Genomic DNA, 16,115 nt, shown 5'->3' on the forward strand with positions numbered 1-16,115 from the left:
CGTGTCGCGGTGAACTCCGTTGGAACTGTCGGGAGGGCTAGTCGAGCTCGGGCTCCTGGTCCACCACCGCGGGCAGCGACGCCGTCACCACCGAGCCGTCCGAGCGCATCGTCCCGTGGAAGGCGGCCGCGTCGGGCGCGCCCGCGATGCGCGGGCCCTGGCCGTCGAGCGGCACCACCACGTCCTCGCCCCTCAGGACGCTCACGCGCTGACCGCGCACCATGACGGTGAGCCCCTGGCCCTCCTCGACCGTGAAGGCGATCTCCTCCGGCCGCACGGTCACGCGGAGCCGCGTGCCCTTCTGGGTGAGGCGGAAGCGCATCTCGGGCCACGGTTCGGGCAGGCGCGGGTCGAACGACAGGACGCCGCCGTAGTCGCGCATGCCTCCGAAGCCGTGCACCAGCGCGGACCACACCCCGCCGGCGGACGCCACGTGGACGCCGTCGGCGGTGTTCGAGTGCAGGTCGGCGATGTCGACGAACAACCCGTCCCAGAAGTACCGCAGCGCGAGCTCGTGGTAGCCCACCTCGGCGGCCATGATCGACTGCACCACGCCCGACAGCGTCGAGTCGCCCGTGGTGATGGGGTCGTAGTAGTCGAAATCCGCCTTCTTCTCCTCGAACGAGAACTGGTCGCCCTGGAGGAACAGCGCGAGCACCACATCCGCCTGCTTGAGCACCTGGAAGCGGTAGATCACCAGCGGGTGGAAGTGCAGCAGCAGCGGACGCTGCTCGGGCGGCGTGTTCTCGAGGTCCCACAGCTCGCGCTCGTGGAACAGCGCGTCCTGCGGGTGGATGCCCAGGTCGTCGTCCCACAGGATGGCCATCGCCTCCGCGGCGGACTCCCACTCGATGACCTCGGCCTCCTCGAGCCCGAGCCGGGCCACCATGCGCCGGTACTGGTCCGGCCACATCGAGGCGAGCTTGCGCACGGACGCCGCGGCCGCGCGCAGGTTGAAGCGCGCCATGACGTTCGTGTAGAGGTTGTCGTTCACCACGGTCGTGTACTCGTCCGGACCGGTGACGCCGTGGATGCGGAAGCTCGAGCCGTCGCCCCGGAGGTTGCGCCAGAAGCCCAGATCCGCCCACATCCGCGCGGTCTGGACCAGGATGTCGATCCCCTCGCGCGCGAGGAACTCGTCGTCGCCCGTGGCCTTCACGTACTTGTCGATCGCGAAGGAGATGTCCGCATCGATGTGGTACTGCGCCGTGCCGGCCGCGTAGTACGCGGAGGCCTCCTCGCCGTTGATGGTGCGCCACGGGAACAGCGCGCCGTGCTGCGCGAGCTCCCCCGCACGCTCGATGGCCTTGGGGAGCATGCGGTAGCGGTAGCGCAACGCATTCCGGGCGATGCCGGGCGACGTGTACACGAAGAACGGCACCACGTAGATCTCGGTGTCCCAGAAGTAGTGGCCGCTGTAGCCCGACCCCGTCACACCCTTCGCGGCCACGCCCTGGCCGTCGCCGCGCGCGGCCGCCTGCGCGAGCTGGAAGAGGTTCCAGCGCACGGCCTGCTGGATGCGGTCGTCACCGTCGACCTCGACATCGGATCGGTCCCAGAAGTCCGCGAGCCACTCCTCCTGGTCCGCGAACTGCTTCTCGACGCCCTCCTCCCGCACGCGGGCCAGCGTGCGGTGGCAGCGGTCGCCTAGCTCGCGCGCGGGAACCGCGCGGGACGTGTGATACGTGACCACCTTGGTGAGCGAGAACGTGCGACCGGGAGCCGCGCGGAAGCGGAACACCGACTTCGCGTAGTCGGGCTGGACCTCGGCCTCGACCTCGACGTCGCCGTCGAACTCGTACATGTGCTCCATCGCGACGGCAAGCGTCATCTTGGAGTTCACGCACTGGTAGCCCAGCAGCTGGTGGTCGTCGTGCGCACGGTGCAGGCGCGGCTCGAGCACCCGCTCCTCGAGCGCCTCGGACTTGCGCGGGTCGAAGCCCGCCGACGTGCCAGGGCTCGAGCGGTACTCGTCGGCGCCCGCCTGCCGGTTGAGCAGCTGGGACGAGATCGCGACAGGCGCCTCGTGGTCGAGCAGCGTCACCTCGAACTGCATGATCGCGAGGTGGCGCTGCCGGAAGGACACCATGCGCCGCGAGCGGACGCGCACACGGTTGCCTGCTGGGGTGCGCCACAGCAGGTCGCGCGTGAGCACGCCCGTGCGCATGTCGAGCGTGCGCGAGTACTCGGGCAGGTCCGCGATCGACAGCAGCAGCGGCTCGTCGTCGACGTAGAGCCGGATGATCTTGGGATCCGGCGCATTCACGATGGTCTGGCCGGTCCGCGCGAAGCCGTACGCCTCCTCGGCGTGGCGGATGCGCCACGTCTCGTGGAAGCCGTTGATGAAGGTGCCGTGCGCGTGGGCGTCGTGGCCCTCCTCGATGTTGCCCCGCAGGCCCAGGTAGCCGTTGCCCACGGAGAACAGGGTCTCCGTCGCTCCCAGGTTGTCCTCGTCGAACTCGCTCTCGATGAGCCGCCACGGGTCCGCAGGGAAGCGCAGCCGGTCCACGTAGTCGGGCGCGCTCATGTCTCCGAGCGCGCGCTGCGCCGCCTTCATCGCTGCACCAGCTCCTCGAGATCCTGGACCACGATGTCCGCGCCGCCCGCGGCGAGGTCCTCCGCACCGGCGCCGCGGTCCACGCCGACCACCAGGCCGAACGCCCCCGCGCGCCCCGCGGCTACCCCGGACATCGCGTCCTCGAGCACCACGGCGGCCTCCTTGGGCACGCCGAGCAGCTCGGCTCCCCTGAGGTACGTGTCCGGCGCGGGCTTGCCCGGCAGGCCGGTGTCGGCGGCCACCTGACCGTCCACCACCACCTCGAAGCGGTGCGCGAGCCCCGCCGCCTCGAGCACCGCCGGGGCGTTGCGCGAGCTCGACACGACGGCCATCGCGCACCCGACGCTCTCGAGATGGTCGATGAGCGCGACCGAGCCGGGGTAGGGCGTGACGCCCTCCTCCCGCAGGATCGCCGAGAACATGGCGTTCTTCGCGTTGCCCAGGCCGCACACGGTCTCCGTGCCCGCCGCATCGTCCGGCGTCCCGTCGGGCAGGGTCACGCCGCGCGAGGCGAGGCACGAGCGCACCCCGTCGTAGCGCGGCTTGCCGTCGACGTACGCGAAGTAGTCGGCGTCCGTGTAGGCGGGTGTGATCCCGTGCGACTCGAAGTAGTCGGTGAACATGCGCCTCCACGCGTCCATGTGCACGTCCGCGGTCGGGGTCAGCACCCCGTCCAGGTCGAACAGGGCGGCGGCGAAGCTCGCATCGGGCACCTGGGGCAGACGCCACGGTCCGGTCTCGGTCGTCACGGTTCTCCCTTCAGCTCGTGGGTCGGTCGAATGCCTGGCATCCGGTCGAACGCGCGCGACCCGAGGATTGTTTCGGCGGCACGCGCGGCACGTCACCTCGATAGTAGCCACGGGTGCGGGACCGATGTCGAGGAACCCTCGGGGGCACCGCACCTAGAGTGAGGGCATGGACAGCGAAGCGCTCGAGCCGATGCTCGCCGCGGATCTCGAGCCGGGCGCGGTGCTCGAGCAGCGGCATCTGGACGGCGGCGTGCTCGGCGATGTCGAGGCGGCGGATGTCGAGCTGCTCGAATGCGTGGTGAGCGATACCCAGGCGGGCGAGATCCGGCTGCCGCATCTGCGCATCACGGGTACCACGATCATCGGATCCTCGGTGGCGATGCTCTCCGCACCAGGGGCGACCGTGGTCGCGGGCAGGCTCGAGGGGGTGCGGATCGGCGCGCTGCTCATGGACGGTGCCGACGTCTCCGTGCACCGGATCGCCTCGTCGCGGATCGACGTGCTGTCGCTGCGCGAGTCGAAGGTACGTCGCCTCGAGATCGTCGACTGCCAGATCGGGCTGCTCGACCTGACCGGCTCGCGGATCCGCGAGCTGACCGTCCAGGGCGGCTCCATCGAGGAGCTCGTGCCGTCACGCGCCGACGTCGAGGGATGCGATGTGTCGGGCACCGAGCTCGGGAGGATCCTCGAGCCGCGCGCGATGCACGGGCTCACGTTGTCCGCGTCCCAGGCGATGACGCTCGGCCCCGACCTCGCGGCGCATCTGGGCGCGACCGTGGTCGACTGATCCCGCCTCCACGAAAGTGGTAGATCAGCGTCGCTTCTGAGCGGTCCACGCGCGCCAATGGTGGCTCATGGTCGCCTCACCGCGCGGGGCGACCAAGGTCTACCAATGCGATGTCGAGACCTCGGAGAACCGACCACCAGCGACCACTTCCGTGACGGGGCCGGCGACGGTGAGGGACAGGGCGCTTGCCCTCCGGCATCAGCCCTTGGTGTGGAACCTCATCTGGGCGGCCTCCACGCCGTGCTCGAGGATCGCCTCCACGGCGTCCGCCGCATCGTCCACCAGGAACGGCAGGTCCTTGCGCTCGACCGTCGAGAACGGCTTGAGCACGAAGGTCGCGGCCTCCATGCGGCCCGGCGGGCGGCCGATGCCCACGCGCACACGGATGTAGTCGGGCGTGCCGAGCGCCTTGGTGACGTCCTTGAGCCCGTTGTGGCCCGCGGAGCCGCCGCCGCGCTTGATCTTCACGGTGCCGAACGGGATGTCGAGCTCGTCGTGGACCACGATCACATCGGTGGGGGCCACCGAGCAGTACTTCATGAGCGAGGACGTGGGACCGCCCGACACGTTCATGTAGGACATCGGCACGCCTACCACGACGGGCCGGCCCGCGAGACGGACGGTCGCGTTGCGCGTGTGCGTCTTCTTCTGCACGGACAGCGAGGAGGCGCCCCGGCGCGCGAGCTCGTCGATCACCATCTGGCCGATGTTGTGACGCGTCTCCGCGTACTCCGGCCCAGGGTTGCCCAGGCCGATGACCAGGTTCTCCACGTGTGCTCCCTCTTCTCCCTGTCCCGCAGACGACGACGCCCGGCCCGCCCACAGTCGGGCGAGCCGGGCGATCATCGGTGAGATTACTCCGCGGCGGCCTCGGTCGCCTCGGCGGCCTCGGCCTCGTCGGCACCGGCGCCACGCGGCACGGAGATGGTGACGATGGTGATGTCACCGTCGGTGACGAGCTCGGCACCCTTCGGGAGGACGACGTCCTTGGCGTGGACGACCGAACCCTCGGTGAGGCCCTCGATGGAGACCTCGAGCGCCTCGGGGAGGTGCGTGGCCTCGGCCGCGACCTGGATCGAGCCGTGCTCGACCACGTGGATGGTGCCGGCGAAGGACTCGCCCACGACGTGCACGGGGACGTCGACGGTGACCTTCTCGCCCTTCTTCACGATGAGCAGGTCGACGTGCTCGATGATGCGGCGCACGGGCTCGGTCTGGACGTCCTTGGCGATGACCAGCTCGGACTTGCCGTCGAGGTCGATCGTGAGGAGCGCGTTCGAGTGCTTGAGCGCCATCATCGTGTCGTGGCCCGGGAGCAGGATGTGGACGGGCTCGGTGCCGTGGCCGTAGATGACGGCGGGGATCTTGCCGGCGGCGCGGGCGCGGCGGGCGAAGCCCTTGCCGAACTCGGTGCGCTTCTCTGCGGCGAGCGTGATCTGGTCGGACATGCGGTTCTCCTCTTACGTCAGATGGGGCCAGGGCAAGGCAGGCTGCACGCATCTGCCGCGTCGATCACGGAGAGCCTGATGGCCTCCCTCGCCGAGGAACCGGATAACTATACCTGGGTCCGGGGACGATGCGCCACACGGGAATGACGCAGGCGCGCAGCGGGTTGGCGCTGGCATGTCCTCGCCCAGCCTCCGCACCGCCCGCACCGGCCGGAGCGGCGACGCCTGGGAGAGCGCGGCGCGCGTCGGCTACGCGGTCTCGGGGCTGCTTCATGTCGCGCTCGGGGCGGTGATCGTGCGCATCGGGCTGGGCGCCGGAGGAGAGGCCGACCAGTCGCGGCTGCTCGCCAGCGTCGGCGACGGGGCGCTCGGTCGCGTGCTGCTTCTGTGCGCCGGGGCCGCGCTGCTCGCGCTCGCGGCATGGCAGGCGGCCGACGCCTTCCGCGCCTCGGAGGCACGCGACCGTGTCAAGGCGGCGGGGAAGGCCGTGGTCTACCTCGCGCTCGCCGCGACGTCCGTGTCGATCGCGCTCGGCTCCGCGGCCAAGGACCAGGACAGCCAGGCTCACGGCCTCGCGGGAACGCTCATGGGGGCGCCGGCGGGCCGCCTGCTGGTCGGCGCCGTCGGCGTCGGGATCATCGCCGCCGGGGCCTTCCACGTGTTCAAGGGCGTGACCCGTCGCTTCGAGGAGGAGCTGCGCTCCCCCACCCACCCCGAGGTCGGCACGGGGATCCGTTGGCTCGGCACCATCGGCTACGCCGCGAAGGGCCTGGCGCTCGGCGTGGTCGGCGCGCTGTTCACGTTCGCCGCGCTCACCGCGGACCCGGACAAGGCCGCAGGGATCGACGGATCCGTCGAGCGCCTGCGCGACGCCCCGGGAGGTCCCGCGCTCGTGGTCGCGGTGGGGCTCGGCTTCGCCGCCTACGGGCTGTTCGCGGTGGCCCGCGCGCGCTACGCGCGGATGTAGGGGGCGCCGGCTCACCCCTCGGGGAACCACCGTGCGACGGCAGCCGCGAATCGGTCCTCGAACTCCGTGTCGTCGTGGCGGCTGCGCAGCCACCCGACGAAGTCGCCTCCCACCAGGAGGTCGAGCTCGGTCCGGCATGCGGCCGGCTCGGTGACGGCCCGCACCAGCAGCTCCTCCGCCTCCGAGGCATCGGCGTACAGGTACGGGTAGCCCTCGGGCAGGATCGCGCGGGCCCAGGGACGGTCGGGGAACACCCCGATCGCGCCGGCGACCATCGCCTCGACGTACTCGAGGCCGTAGGACTCGTCGCGTGCGGTCGCGAGGAACGCGGTGGTGCGTGCGAGGCGGTAGTAGTAGTCCTCGCGGGTCGCGGTGAGCGGTCCGACCCACGCCCAGTCCTTGCGCGACAGCCGGATCGCGCGCTCGGAGATGAGGTGCGACTCCTGGAGCCTCATCTCCACCTGGATGGGAGTGCGCTTGTGCACGCGCTCGACCACGTCGAGGAACAGCTGCGGATCCTTCCGCTCGGACAACCGGATGGCCGGGTAGAGCACCACCGGGACCGCCGGCTCCTCGCGCGGCTGCACGTGGTCGAGGCGGATGCCCAGGTTCGCCCAGTCGATGCGTGCGCGTTCGGCGAGCTGGGGCACCGTGAGAGCGAACACGATCTCGCGCACCTCCGTCGCGGTCCTCAGCGAGTTCGCGAACGTGGGGAACAGCGCGCAGGAGAGCGCGAGGGACGCGCGCTGCACGGGGTGCGTGAACTGCGAGGTGTTCCACCACACGAAGTTCATGATCCGGGGCTCCGCCCCTCCCGCGGCGAGCGTGCGCCACACCGCGGGGGCGTTCACCACGTCCATGGTGATGACCACGGTCTCGCGAGGGTCGATGAGCTCGAGCGGGACCACGTCGAAGCCGTCGGCCCGCTGCGCACGCGGTCCCACGAGCGCCGCCCCCGGGAACAGCCGCTGGAGGCGGCGCACCAGGGTGGCCCCCGCATCGTGCCCCGCGACACGACCCTCCACGACGGTGACACCGTCGCAGAGGATCGCGAGCGCGGCCATCAGTCGGCCATCACCGTCGCCTCGGTGCGCGGGGCGACCGGGGCATCGTCCTCGTCGACGTGCTCGTCGTCGCCCTCGAGCGACGCCTTGATGCGCATGCCGTAGAACGAGCGGTGGACGAAGAAGGCGGAGATCACGAAGAACACCGCCGAGAGCGAGTAGACGAGCACGTGGCTGCCCTGCTCGGCGAGCCCCACCGCGAGCTCGACGGCGAGGAGGCCGAAGAGCGTGGTGAACTTGATGACCGGGTTGAGCGCGACCGACGAGGTGTCCTTGTAGGGGTCGCCCACGGTGTCGCCGACGATGGTCGCGTCGTGCAGCGCGGTGCCCTTGGCGTGCAGGTCCACCTCCACGATCTTCTTGGCGTTGTCCCACGCGCCACCGGCATTCGCCATGAAGATCGCCTGGTAGAGGCCGAACAGCGCGATCGAGATGAGGTACCCGATGAACAGGTACGGCTCGACGAACGCGAGCGACAGCGTCACGAAGAACACCGCGAGGAAGATGTTGAGCATGCCCTGCTGCGCGTACTGCGTGCAGATCTCGACCACCTTGCGGGAGTCCTCGGTCGACGCCTTGGTCTCGCCGTCGAGCTTGATGGTGTCCTTGATGTACTCGACGGCGCGATAGGACCCCGTGGTGACCGCCTGGATCGAGGCACCCGTGAACCAGTAGATGGTCGCGCCGCCCGCGATGAGCCCCAGCAGGAACGGCGGGTGGATGAGCGAGAGGTTCTCGATGCCGGTGGTGAGGCCCTCGGTGAGCGAGATGATGATCGAGAAGATCATGGTGGTCGCACCCACCACCGCCGTGCCGATGAGCACCGGCTTGGCGGTCGCCTTGAACGTGTTGCCGGCCCCGTCGTTCTCCTCCAGCATGCGCTTGGCGCTGTCCCAGCGGGGCGCGAAGCCGAAGTCCTGCTCGACCTCGGCATCGATGCCGTCGATGTCCTCGATGACCGACAGCTCGTAGACGCTCTGCGCGTTGTCGGTGACCGGGCCGTAGGAGTCGACCGCGATGGTGACCGGGCCCATGCCGAGGAAGCCGAAGGCCACCAGCCCGAACGCGAAGACCGCGGGGGCGAGCATGATCTGGTCGAGGCCGAGGCCCGAGATCAGGTACGCCGCCCCCATGAGCGCGACGATGACGATGCCGAGCCAGTAGGCGGAGAAGTTGCCCGCGACCAGGCCGGACAGGATGTTGAGCGAGGAGCCTCCCTCGCGCGAGCTCTTCACCACCTCGCGCACGTGGCGGCTGTTGGTCGAGGTGAAGACCTTGACCAGCTCCGGGATGAGCGCGCCGGCGAGCGTGCCGCAGCTGATGATGGTCGCGAGCTTCCACCACAGGCCGTCGCCCAGGTCGGAGATGAGCCACGCGGCGCTCGCGTAGGTCGCGGCGATCGACACCGCGGAGGTGAGCCACACGAGCGAGGTGAGAGGGTGCTCGAAGTTCATGCGGTCGGCGGCGGCGAAGCGGCGGCGGACCCACAGGTCGTTCGCGGCGTACGAGAGCACCGAGGCGATGAGCATGACCGCGCGCACGGCGAAGATCCACACCAGCAGCGTCGCCTGGATGGCCGGGTCATGGACCGCGAGGAGCAGGAAGGTGACCAGCGCGACACCCGTCACGCCGTAGGTCTCGAAGCCGTCCGCGGAGGGGCCCACCGAGTCGCCCGCGTTGTCGCCCGTGCAGTCGGCGATGACGCCGGGGTTGCGGGCGTCGTCCTCCTTGATCTTGAACGCGATCTTCATGAGGTCGGAGCCGATGTCCGCGATCTTGGTGAAGATGCCGCCCGCGATGCGCAGCGCCGCGGCGCCCAGCGACTCGCCGATCGCGAAGCCGATGAAGCACGCGCCCGCGATGTCGCGCGGCAGGAAGAGCAGGATCACCAGCATCATCAGCAGCTCGAGGCTGATGAGCACCATGCCGATGCTCATGCCGGCCTTGAGCGGGATGCGGTGGACCGGGAGCGGCTTGCCCTCGAGCGCCGCGAAGGACGTCCGCGAGTTCGCGTAGGTGTTGACGCGGATGCCGAACCACGCGACCGAGTAGGACCCGGCCATGCCGATGAGGCTGAAGGCGATGACGACGGCGACACGGCCCCAGGAGAACCCGACCAGGACGCCGTAGTAGAGGACGATGACCGCCGCGATGACCGCCCACAGGCCCAGCAGGAACTTGCCCTGCTGGATCAGGTACGCCTTCGAGGTCTCGTAGATCAGCTCCGACACCTCGCGCATCGAGCGGTGCACCGGGAGGGTGCGGACCTGGCGGAGCACCGCGACGCCGAAGCCGAGCCCCAGCACCGTGACCAGCAGGCCGCCGATCAGCAGCGCCGTACCGGAGATGCCTCCGCCGACCTCCACCCCGGAGAGGTCGGGCAGCTCGAGGCTGGCCTCGCCGCCGTCGATGTGGCCGCCGCAGCCCGAGAGCGCGAGCACGCCCGCGCCGATCGCTCCTGCACGGACGAAGGTGGACAGGTTCCGCCTTTGGAACATTCTCTAACCCCTGGGAGATCACGGTCTGGGGGACCTTCTCGCAGGCTAGGGCGGATCGTTTCGGCGCGCTCGTGACCAAGGGCCCAGGAGCCGCACGGCCACACCGGCTGTGCACTCCCTGACCGGATGTGCGCCACCCACCGCGGGTCCAGGGAGCCACGGAAGGGCGTCCCGAGCCACGGATGGTGGCGCACGTCCGGCGCTCCCGCGGTCGTCGGCACGGTCCCGCGCCAGGTGTCACGAGTCCTCGCGCGCAACTGGCAGGATGCCACCCAACCGTTTCCGGCGGGGCTCCGTTATCGGGGCATGACTGGGGGACCACGATGACCGTGACATGGCAGCCGATGCTGCACGAGCTGGCAGGGCAGCGCATGGGACGCCTCACGGCGTTCGCGACGATGCTGGCCGGGCCGAGCGAGGCCGACGACCTGATCCAGGAGGCGGTGATCGCCGTGTTCTCACGCCATCGCCGCTTCGACGACGTCGCCCAGGCCGAGCAGTACGTGCGCCGCGCGATCGCGACCCGGTTCATCGACGCCAAGCGCAAGGAGAAGGCCGATCGCGAGCGAGCCCGCCGCAACGCCCGCCCCGAGGCCGTCCCCGACGCCACCGACCGCATCGTCGCCGCCCACACGGTCGACGCGGCGCTCGCCCAGCTCCCGCCGCGCGTCCGCGCCTGCGTGGTGCTGCGCTACCTCGAGGACCTCTCCGTCCACGAGACCGCCCACACGCTGGGCCTGTCCGAAGGCGCCGTCAAGCGCTACGTCTCCGACGGCCTCAAGGCCATGAACGCGTACCTGGGCACCGAGTACCGCGACGTCACCACCGAGACATCCTCCACCGCAGAGAGGAGCGCACGATGAACGAGATCCCCGAGATGCGCGACCTGCTCCACCAGCGCCACCACGAGCTCGCGACCTCGATGCGACACGTCGACGAGTTCGACGAGGCCGTCGCGCTCAAGACCGTGACCGGCAAGCGCCGCGGACGCGCGATCGTCCGCTCCACCACCACCGTTGCATGTGTCGCGGTGCTCGCCGCCGGAGCCTTCGTGCTCTTCGGACAGGAGCCCGCACCGATCACCCCCGCCGTCCCGATCACCACCCCGAGCGAGAGCCCGACGCCCACGCCATCTCCTGCAACCAGCACGGCCCCCACCGAGGAGCCGTCTGCGGAGCCCACGATCGACGAGATCACCTACGTCACGCCGACCGACTGTCCGTTCCTCACCCCGGACATGATCGATGCTGCCGCCGAGCCCGGGGTCTTCGAGCCTGCGACGCCTACCTCGGCATCGATCGCCCGCGACGGCACGGGCTACTGCACCCTCACGCTGCGCTACGTCGATGCCGGCGTGGACACCCCGGCGCTGAGCCTGTGGGTCACGGGCAACGCGCTCAGCTGCGACCTCGTGGGCGAGGGTCTCAACACGCTCATGAGCGGCAGGGCCGTGTACTGCGCGGACGACGTCGACGCCGACGTGGGCTTCGACGGCGATGAGGACGACCGGATCGACATGGTCGCCCTCGTCAAGGACATCCACGCGACGCTGACCGAGCAGATCGCGGCGTCCATGGACGCGGGGTACTCCTACGACCCGGCGCTGCCCGTCCTCACGGTGGGCTCCACCACCTACCAGGCGTTCGATCTGCGGTGCACGACGACCGAGGAGGGCGCCCCGTACGTCGCCGCGCTCACGTACGGCACACCCGACGCGCCGATCGTGATGAGTCTCGGTGCTTTCGCGGATCACACCGACGCCCCGCCCGGCGCCGTGATCGCGGCCGGCCTCGACGGCGACACGCTCGATCCCGGCTGGGCGCGCTACATGTCCGACGACCCGGCGTTCCTTGCGACGCCGACCGCCGCGCTGTCCTTCGAGGGCCCGACTGCCACGGTCGCCGCAAGCGACTGGCTCGACTGGTCCGTCTACACCGGATTCGGGGACGCACCGCGGCTGCACACCGAGGAGTTCTCCGTCACGTGCCCCGAGGTCGAGGTGCTCGCACCGATGTGAGCCGCGCCGTCTACGGCAACGGGGCCCGCGCATCGTGACGATGCGCGGGCCCCGTTCTCGCGTCAGGCGCCGGTAGGGCTCAGACGTGACCGTCGAACAGCGAGGTGACCGAGCCGTCGTCGAAGACCTCGCGGACCGCGCGCGCGATGAGCGGCGCGATCGACAGGATGGTGAGCTTGTCGAACTGCTTCTCCTCGGAGATGGGCAGCGTGTCGGTGATGACCACCTCGGAGACACCGGACTTCGACAGGCGCTCGACCGCGGGGCCCGACAGCAGGCCGTGGGTCGACGCGACGATGACATCCTTGGCGCCGTTCTCGAACAGCGCCTCCGCCGCCTGGACGATGGTGCCGCCGGTGTCGATCATGTCGTCGACCAGCACGCAGGTGCGGCCCTTGACCTCACCGACGAGCTCGTGGACCTTGACCTGGTTCGGGACCGAGGGGTCGCGACGCTTGTGGATGATCGCGAGCGGGGCGCCCAGGTGGTCCGACCACTGGTCGGCCAGGCGCACGCGGCCGGCGTCGGGCGACACGATGGTGAGGTTGCCCGGGGAGACACGGCTCTTGACGTAGTCCGCGAGCAGCGGCATCGCCCACAGGTGGTCGACAGGGCCGTCGAAGAAGCCCTGGATCTGCGCGGTGTGGAGGTCGACGGACATGACGCGGTCCGCGCCGGCGGTCTTGAACAGGTCGGCCATCAGGCGAGCCGAGATGGGCTCGCGGCCCTTGTGCTTCTTGTCCTGGCGGGCGTAGCCGTACATGGGGATGATCACGGTGATGCGCTTCGCCGATGCACGCTTCATCGCGTCGATCATGATGAGCTGCTCCATGATCGCCTCGTTGATGGGCGCCGCATGGGACTGGAGGACGAAGGCGTCCGCGCCGCGGACCGACTCGCCGAAGCGCACGTAGAGCTCGCCGTTCGCGAACGTGTACGCCGTGGTCGGCAGGAGGTCGATCCCGAGGTGCTCCGCCACCGACTCGGCGAGCTCGGGGTGCGCCCGACCGCTCGCGAGGACGAGTCGGCGCTCGCTCGGGTTCGAGATCACGGCATTCATGCTTCTCCCTTGTGATCGGCGGCCGCGGCCGCCTCGTGCTCGGCGGCGGTAGCCGCTCGCTCCTCCTGTGCCCCGGACGATAGCCCGCGGGCAAGATCCTCATCCTTCACGGCGCGGGCCGCGGCAGCGGACGGCGTCCCGGGCCGTCGACGCTCCACCCAGCCCTCGACCACGCGCTGCTGGACCGCGTTGAGCGCGAGCGCTCCCGCGGGGACGTCGTGCCTGATGGTCGCACCTGCGCCGGTGTAGGCGCCGTCGCCGATCTCGACGGGCGCGATGAGCGTGTTGTCGGAGCCGATGCGCACATGGTCGCCCACGCGCGAGCTCGACTTCGCCACGCCGTCGTAGTTGACGAAGATGGTGCCCGCCCCGACGTTGGAGTGCTCGCCCACCGTGGCATCGCCCACGTAGCTGAGGTGCGGCACCTTCGAGTGGGCGCCGATGCTCGCGTTCTTGGTCTCGACGAAGGCGCCGATCTTGCCCTTCTCCCCCAGCACCGTGCCCGGTCGCAGGTAGGTGAAGGGGCCCACCGTCGCACGGGGGCCGATGACCGCGCTCGAGCCGTGGACGCGGGTCACGGTCGCGCCGGCACCCACCACCACGTCGGTCAGCGTGGAGTCCGGGCCGACCGTCGCATGCGCACCGATGCGGGTCGCACCGTGCAGCTGGGTGCCGGGAAGAAGAGTGGCGTCCGCCTCGAGGGTGACGTCGACGTCGATCCACGTGGTCGCAGGATCCACGACCGTGACGCCGGCGCGCATCCACGACTCGACGATGCGCCGGTTGAGCGCCGCGCCCGCCGAGGCGAGCTGGACGCGGTCGTTGACGCCCTCGACCGCCGAGGCGTGCGGAGCGACCATCGCGCCCACACGGCCGCCGGCCTCCCGGGCCAGCGCCAGCACGTCGGTGAGGTACAGCTCACCCTGGGCGTTGTCGGTGGTGAGCCGCGCGAGCGCCTCGCGCAGATGAGCCGCGTCGAAGACGTAGATACCCGCGTTGATCTCGCCGATCAGGCGCTCGGCATCGGACGCGTCCTTGTGCTCGACGATGCGCAGCACGGCGCCGTCCTCGGCACGCACGATGCGCCCGTACCCGGTCGCGTCGGGCACCTGGGCGGTGAGCACCGTGACCGCGTTGCCCTGCGCCTCATGGGTCTCGACGAGCGAGCCGAGCAGCGCGCCGTCGACCAGCGGGACATCGCCGCTGGTCACCACGATCGCGCCGTGGACCTGGTTGTCGAGATGCGCCTGGTCGGCGCCGCCGGCGGCGACGGCCGCGGCGATGGTGGTGGCGTCGAGCGTCGACAGGCCGCAACGCACCGCGCTCCCCGTGCCGGGGACGTCGTCCTGATCCGCGATGAGCGCATCGGGCGCCACCTCGGTCACGTGTGCGGCGACGGCCTCGCGCTCATGGCGCACGACGACGACGGTGCGGCCGGGATCCAGCTCGGCAGCGGCATTGAGCGCATGCGCGACGAGCGTGCGGCCCGCGATCCGATGAAGGACCTTCGGCGTGGCCGATCGCATCCGGGTGCCAGCACCTGCGGCCAGGATCATCACGGCTGCGGGTGGAGTCGGGGACACACGATCTCCTCACGTGGCGCACCCTTGTCAGGGGCATGAAGGCTGGACTCGGCAAGTCTAACGTTCGGTGAACGCCGCGCAGGCCGCACAGGGTCCCGGTCGCGATCGCCGCTCCGCCCAGAGGATTCGAACCTCTACCGCAGGGCTCCAAAGGCCCGCATGCTGCCGTTACACCAGGGCGGAACTGGTGCGACATGCGCGAGGCTCGCCGCACCCGGGCGTCAAGTCTGCCAGGATTCACGGCACACTTGAGCCGTGACCCTCGAACCGCGCCGCACGCCCCGCTCCCGCATGACCGCGCGCGAGCGCCGCGAGCAGCTCCTCACGGTGGGCCGCGCGCTGTTCGCGGAGAAGGGCTTCGAGGGCACCTCGGTCGAGGAGATCGCCTCGCGCGCGGACGTCTCGAAGCCCGTGGTCTACGAGCACTTCGGCGGCAAGGAGGGCATGTACGCCGTCATCGTCGACCGCGAGGTCGAGGCGCTGCTGGGCGCCCTCACGGGCGCGCTCGCGCAGAAGGCCCACCCGCGCCAGCTGGTCGAGCGGGCCGCGCTCGCGCTGCTCGGCTACATCGAGAACTCCCCCGACGGCTTCCGCATCCTCGCGCGCGACTCGCCCGTCGCCCAGGCCTCGGGAACGTTCTCCTCGCTGCTGGGCGACGTCTCCGCACAGGTCGAGGGCCTGCTCGCCGATCAGTTCCGGAAGCGCGGTCTCGACCCGGTGGTCGCCCCGTTCTACTCGCAGATGCTCGTGGGCATGGTCGCGCTCACCGGTCAGCACTGGGCGGAGGTGCGCGAGCCCTCCAAGCAGGTGGTGGCCGCCCACCTGGTCAACCTCGCGTGGAACGGGCTGTCCTCCATCGAGCGTCGCCCCGACCTTCCTCCGAGCTGAGCCGATCCCGCATCGTCCCTGGGAATGCGCGGACGATGCGTCGCGTCGTAGGGTGCGGAACAGGATGCCCGCCGGGTGTCCCCAGCGTCTCAGGGAGGGACCGCCGTGCTCAAGGGTTTCAAGGACTTCATCATGCGGGGCAACGTCGTCGACCTCGCGGTCGCGGTGGTCATCGGGGCCGCGTTCGGCTCGTTGGTGACCTCGGTGGTGGACGGGCTCATCAACCCGCTCATCGCCGCGATCTTCGGAGCGCACGACATCAGCGGGGTGATGGCGTTCACCATCAACGGCTCGACCTTCAGCATCGGCCTGATCCTGCAGGCGCTCATCAACTTCCTCGCGGTGGCCGCGGCGGTCTACTTCCTCATCGTGACGCCGCTCAACAAGCTCGCCGCGATGCGCAAGAAGGATGAGCCCGCTCCCGACGAGCCCGTCGCGCCCACCGAGATCGCGCTGCTCACCGAGATCCGCGACGCGCTCCAGGCGCAGAAGTAGCC

The 16,115-nt window shown here is 70.2% G+C and carries 14 protein-coding genes and 1 tRNA gene; 6 read left to right on the top strand and 9 right to left on the bottom strand.

Annotation, left to right across the window (positions count from 1 at the left end):
* Positions 1–37 precede the first annotated feature (37 nt).
* Positions 38–2,557: a glycoside hydrolase family 65 protein gene (locus AOM00_RS04950; RefSeq protein WP_062516726.1), complete on the bottom strand. Its 2,520-nt coding sequence runs from the start codon at positions 2,555–2,557 to the stop codon at positions 38–40.
* On the bottom strand, positions 2,554–3,306 hold the full coding sequence (locus tag AOM00_RS04955; protein ID WP_228373409.1) for an HAD family hydrolase: 753 nt from the start codon (positions 3,304–3,306) through the stop codon (positions 2,554–2,556). The genes AOM00_RS04950 and AOM00_RS04955 overlap by 4 nt, the downstream gene beginning before the upstream one ends.
* 166 nt (positions 3,307–3,472) lie before the next feature.
* On the opposite strand from AOM00_RS04955, the gene AOM00_RS04960 reads away from it, so the two are divergent.
* Complete coding sequence (locus AOM00_RS04960) at positions 3,473–4,093, top strand: hypothetical protein (protein ID WP_062516727.1); 621 nt, start codon at positions 3,473–3,475, stop codon at positions 4,091–4,093.
* Positions 4,094–4,291: 198 nt separating this feature from the next.
* Here AOM00_RS04960 and pth read toward each other — a convergent pair whose 3' ends face one another.
* Both pth and AOM00_RS04970 read right to left on the bottom strand, forming a co-directional pair.
* The gene (gene pth / locus AOM00_RS04965) at positions 4,292–4,864 is read right to left on the bottom strand and encodes an aminoacyl-tRNA hydrolase (protein ID WP_062516728.1); all 573 of its coding nucleotides are present in this window, start codon (positions 4,862–4,864) and stop codon (positions 4,292–4,294) included.
* 83 nt (positions 4,865–4,947) lie between these two features.
* A complete protein-coding gene (locus AOM00_RS04970; protein ID WP_062516729.1) occupies positions 4,948–5,541 on the bottom strand; it encodes a 50S ribosomal protein L25/general stress protein Ctc in 594 nt (197 codons plus the stop codon).
* A 175-nt stretch (positions 5,542–5,716) separates the two neighbouring features.
* Here AOM00_RS04970 and AOM00_RS04975 point away from each other — a divergent pair, with 175 nt between their 5' ends.
* Complete coding sequence (locus tag AOM00_RS04975) at positions 5,717–6,508, top strand: DUF1206 domain-containing protein (protein WP_062516730.1); 792 nt, start codon at positions 5,717–5,719, stop codon at positions 6,506–6,508.
* An 11-nt stretch (positions 6,509–6,519) separates the two neighbouring features.
* Here the strand turns inward: AOM00_RS04975 and AOM00_RS04980 are convergent, their stop codons facing one another.
* The gene (locus AOM00_RS04980; protein WP_062516731.1) at positions 6,520–7,572 is read right to left on the bottom strand and encodes a glycosyltransferase family protein; all 1,053 of its coding nucleotides are present in this window, start codon (positions 7,570–7,572) and stop codon (positions 6,520–6,522) included.
* Entirely contained in the window at positions 7,572–10,070 is a 2,499-nt protein-coding gene (locus tag AOM00_RS04985; RefSeq protein WP_082096606.1) for a sodium-translocating pyrophosphatase, read from the bottom strand. Before AOM00_RS04985 ends, AOM00_RS04980 begins: the two co-directional genes overlap by 1 nt.
* A gap of 323 nt (positions 10,071–10,393) precedes the next feature.
* On the opposite strand from AOM00_RS04985, the gene AOM00_RS04990 reads away from it, so the two are divergent.
* Positions 10,394–10,933: a sigma-70 family RNA polymerase sigma factor gene (locus tag AOM00_RS04990; RefSeq protein ID WP_062516732.1), complete on the top strand. Its 540-nt coding sequence runs from the start codon at positions 10,394–10,396 to the stop codon at positions 10,931–10,933.
* Positions 10,930–12,087 carry a hypothetical protein gene (locus tag AOM00_RS04995; RefSeq protein ID WP_062516733.1) on the top strand — a complete coding sequence of 386 codons (1,158 nt, stop codon included), beginning with the start codon at positions 10,930–10,932 and terminating at the stop codon, positions 12,085–12,087. The genes AOM00_RS04990 and AOM00_RS04995 overlap by 4 nt, the downstream gene beginning before the upstream one ends.
* A gap of 79 nt (positions 12,088–12,166) precedes the next feature.
* On the opposite strand, the gene AOM00_RS05000 is transcribed toward AOM00_RS04995, so the two are convergent.
* The 3 genes from AOM00_RS05000 to AOM00_RS05010 form a co-directional block, all read right to left on the bottom strand.
* Positions 12,167–13,147 carry a ribose-phosphate diphosphokinase gene (locus AOM00_RS05000; RefSeq protein WP_062516734.1) on the bottom strand — a complete coding sequence of 327 codons (981 nt, stop codon included), beginning with the start codon at positions 13,145–13,147 and terminating at the stop codon, positions 12,167–12,169.
* The gene (gene glmU / locus AOM00_RS05005; protein WP_082096610.1) at positions 13,144–14,730 is read right to left on the bottom strand and encodes a bifunctional UDP-N-acetylglucosamine diphosphorylase/glucosamine-1-phosphate N-acetyltransferase GlmU; all 1,587 of its coding nucleotides are present in this window, start codon (positions 14,728–14,730) and stop codon (positions 13,144–13,146) included. Before glmU ends, AOM00_RS05000 begins: the two co-directional genes overlap by 4 nt.
* 111 nt (positions 14,731–14,841) lie before the next feature.
* Positions 14,842–14,913, bottom strand: a tRNA-Gln gene (locus tag AOM00_RS05010).
* Positions 14,914–15,021: 108 nt separating this feature from the next.
* On the opposite strand from AOM00_RS05010, the gene AOM00_RS05015 reads away from it, so the two are divergent.
* Positions 15,022–15,618 carry a TetR/AcrR family transcriptional regulator gene (locus tag AOM00_RS05015; RefSeq protein ID WP_062516752.1) on the top strand — a complete coding sequence of 199 codons (597 nt, stop codon included), beginning with the start codon at positions 15,022–15,024 and terminating at the stop codon, positions 15,616–15,618.
* A gap of 105 nt (positions 15,619–15,723) precedes the next feature.
* Positions 15,724–16,113 (top strand): large conductance mechanosensitive channel protein MscL, encoded by a 390-nt coding sequence (gene mscL / locus AOM00_RS05020; protein ID WP_062516736.1) that lies wholly within the window; start codon positions 15,724–15,726, stop codon positions 16,111–16,113.
* Positions 16,114–16,115: the final 2 nt, after the last annotated feature.

This window comes from Demequina gelatinilytica (assembly GCF_000971115.1).
Taxonomy (GTDB): domain Bacteria; phylum Actinomycetota; class Actinomycetes; order Actinomycetales; family Demequinaceae; genus Demequina; species Demequina gelatinilytica.

What these genes read in the sequence shown, in the direction of transcription:
- AOM00_RS05015 (WP_062516752.1), top strand. Translation starts at nt 15,022, where the DNA reads ATGACCGCGCGCGAGCGCCGCGAGCAGCTCCTCACGGTGGGCCGCGCG.
- AOM00_RS04990 (WP_062516732.1), top strand. Translation starts at nt 10,394, where the DNA reads ATGACCGTGACATGGCAGCCGATGCTGCACGAGCTGGCAGGGCAGCGC.
- AOM00_RS04960 (WP_062516727.1), top strand. Translation starts at nt 3,473, where the DNA reads ATGGACAGCGAAGCGCTCGAGCCGATGCTCGCCGCGGATCTCGAGCCG.
- AOM00_RS04950 (WP_062516726.1), bottom strand. Translation starts at nt 2,557, where the DNA reads ATGAAGGCGGCGCAGCGCGCGCTCGGAGACATGAGCGCGCCCGACTAC.
- AOM00_RS04975 (WP_062516730.1), top strand. Translation starts at nt 5,717, where the DNA reads ATGTCCTCGCCCAGCCTCCGCACCGCCCGCACCGGCCGGAGCGGCGAC.
- AOM00_RS04985 (WP_082096606.1), bottom strand. Translation starts at nt 10,070, where the DNA reads ATGTTCCAAAGGCGGAACCTGTCCACCTTCGTCCGTGCAGGAGCGATC.
- AOM00_RS04980 (WP_062516731.1), bottom strand. Translation starts at nt 7,572, where the DNA reads ATGGCCGCGCTCGCGATCCTCTGCGACGGTGTCACCGTCGTGGAGGGT.
- AOM00_RS05000 (WP_062516734.1), bottom strand. Translation starts at nt 13,147, where the DNA reads ATGAATGCCGTGATCTCGAACCCGAGCGAGCGCCGACTCGTCCTCGCG.
- AOM00_RS04970 (WP_062516729.1), bottom strand. Translation starts at nt 5,541, where the DNA reads ATGTCCGACCAGATCACGCTCGCCGCAGAGAAGCGCACCGAGTTCGGC.
- AOM00_RS04995 (WP_062516733.1), top strand. Translation starts at nt 10,930, where the DNA reads ATGAACGAGATCCCCGAGATGCGCGACCTGCTCCACCAGCGCCACCAC.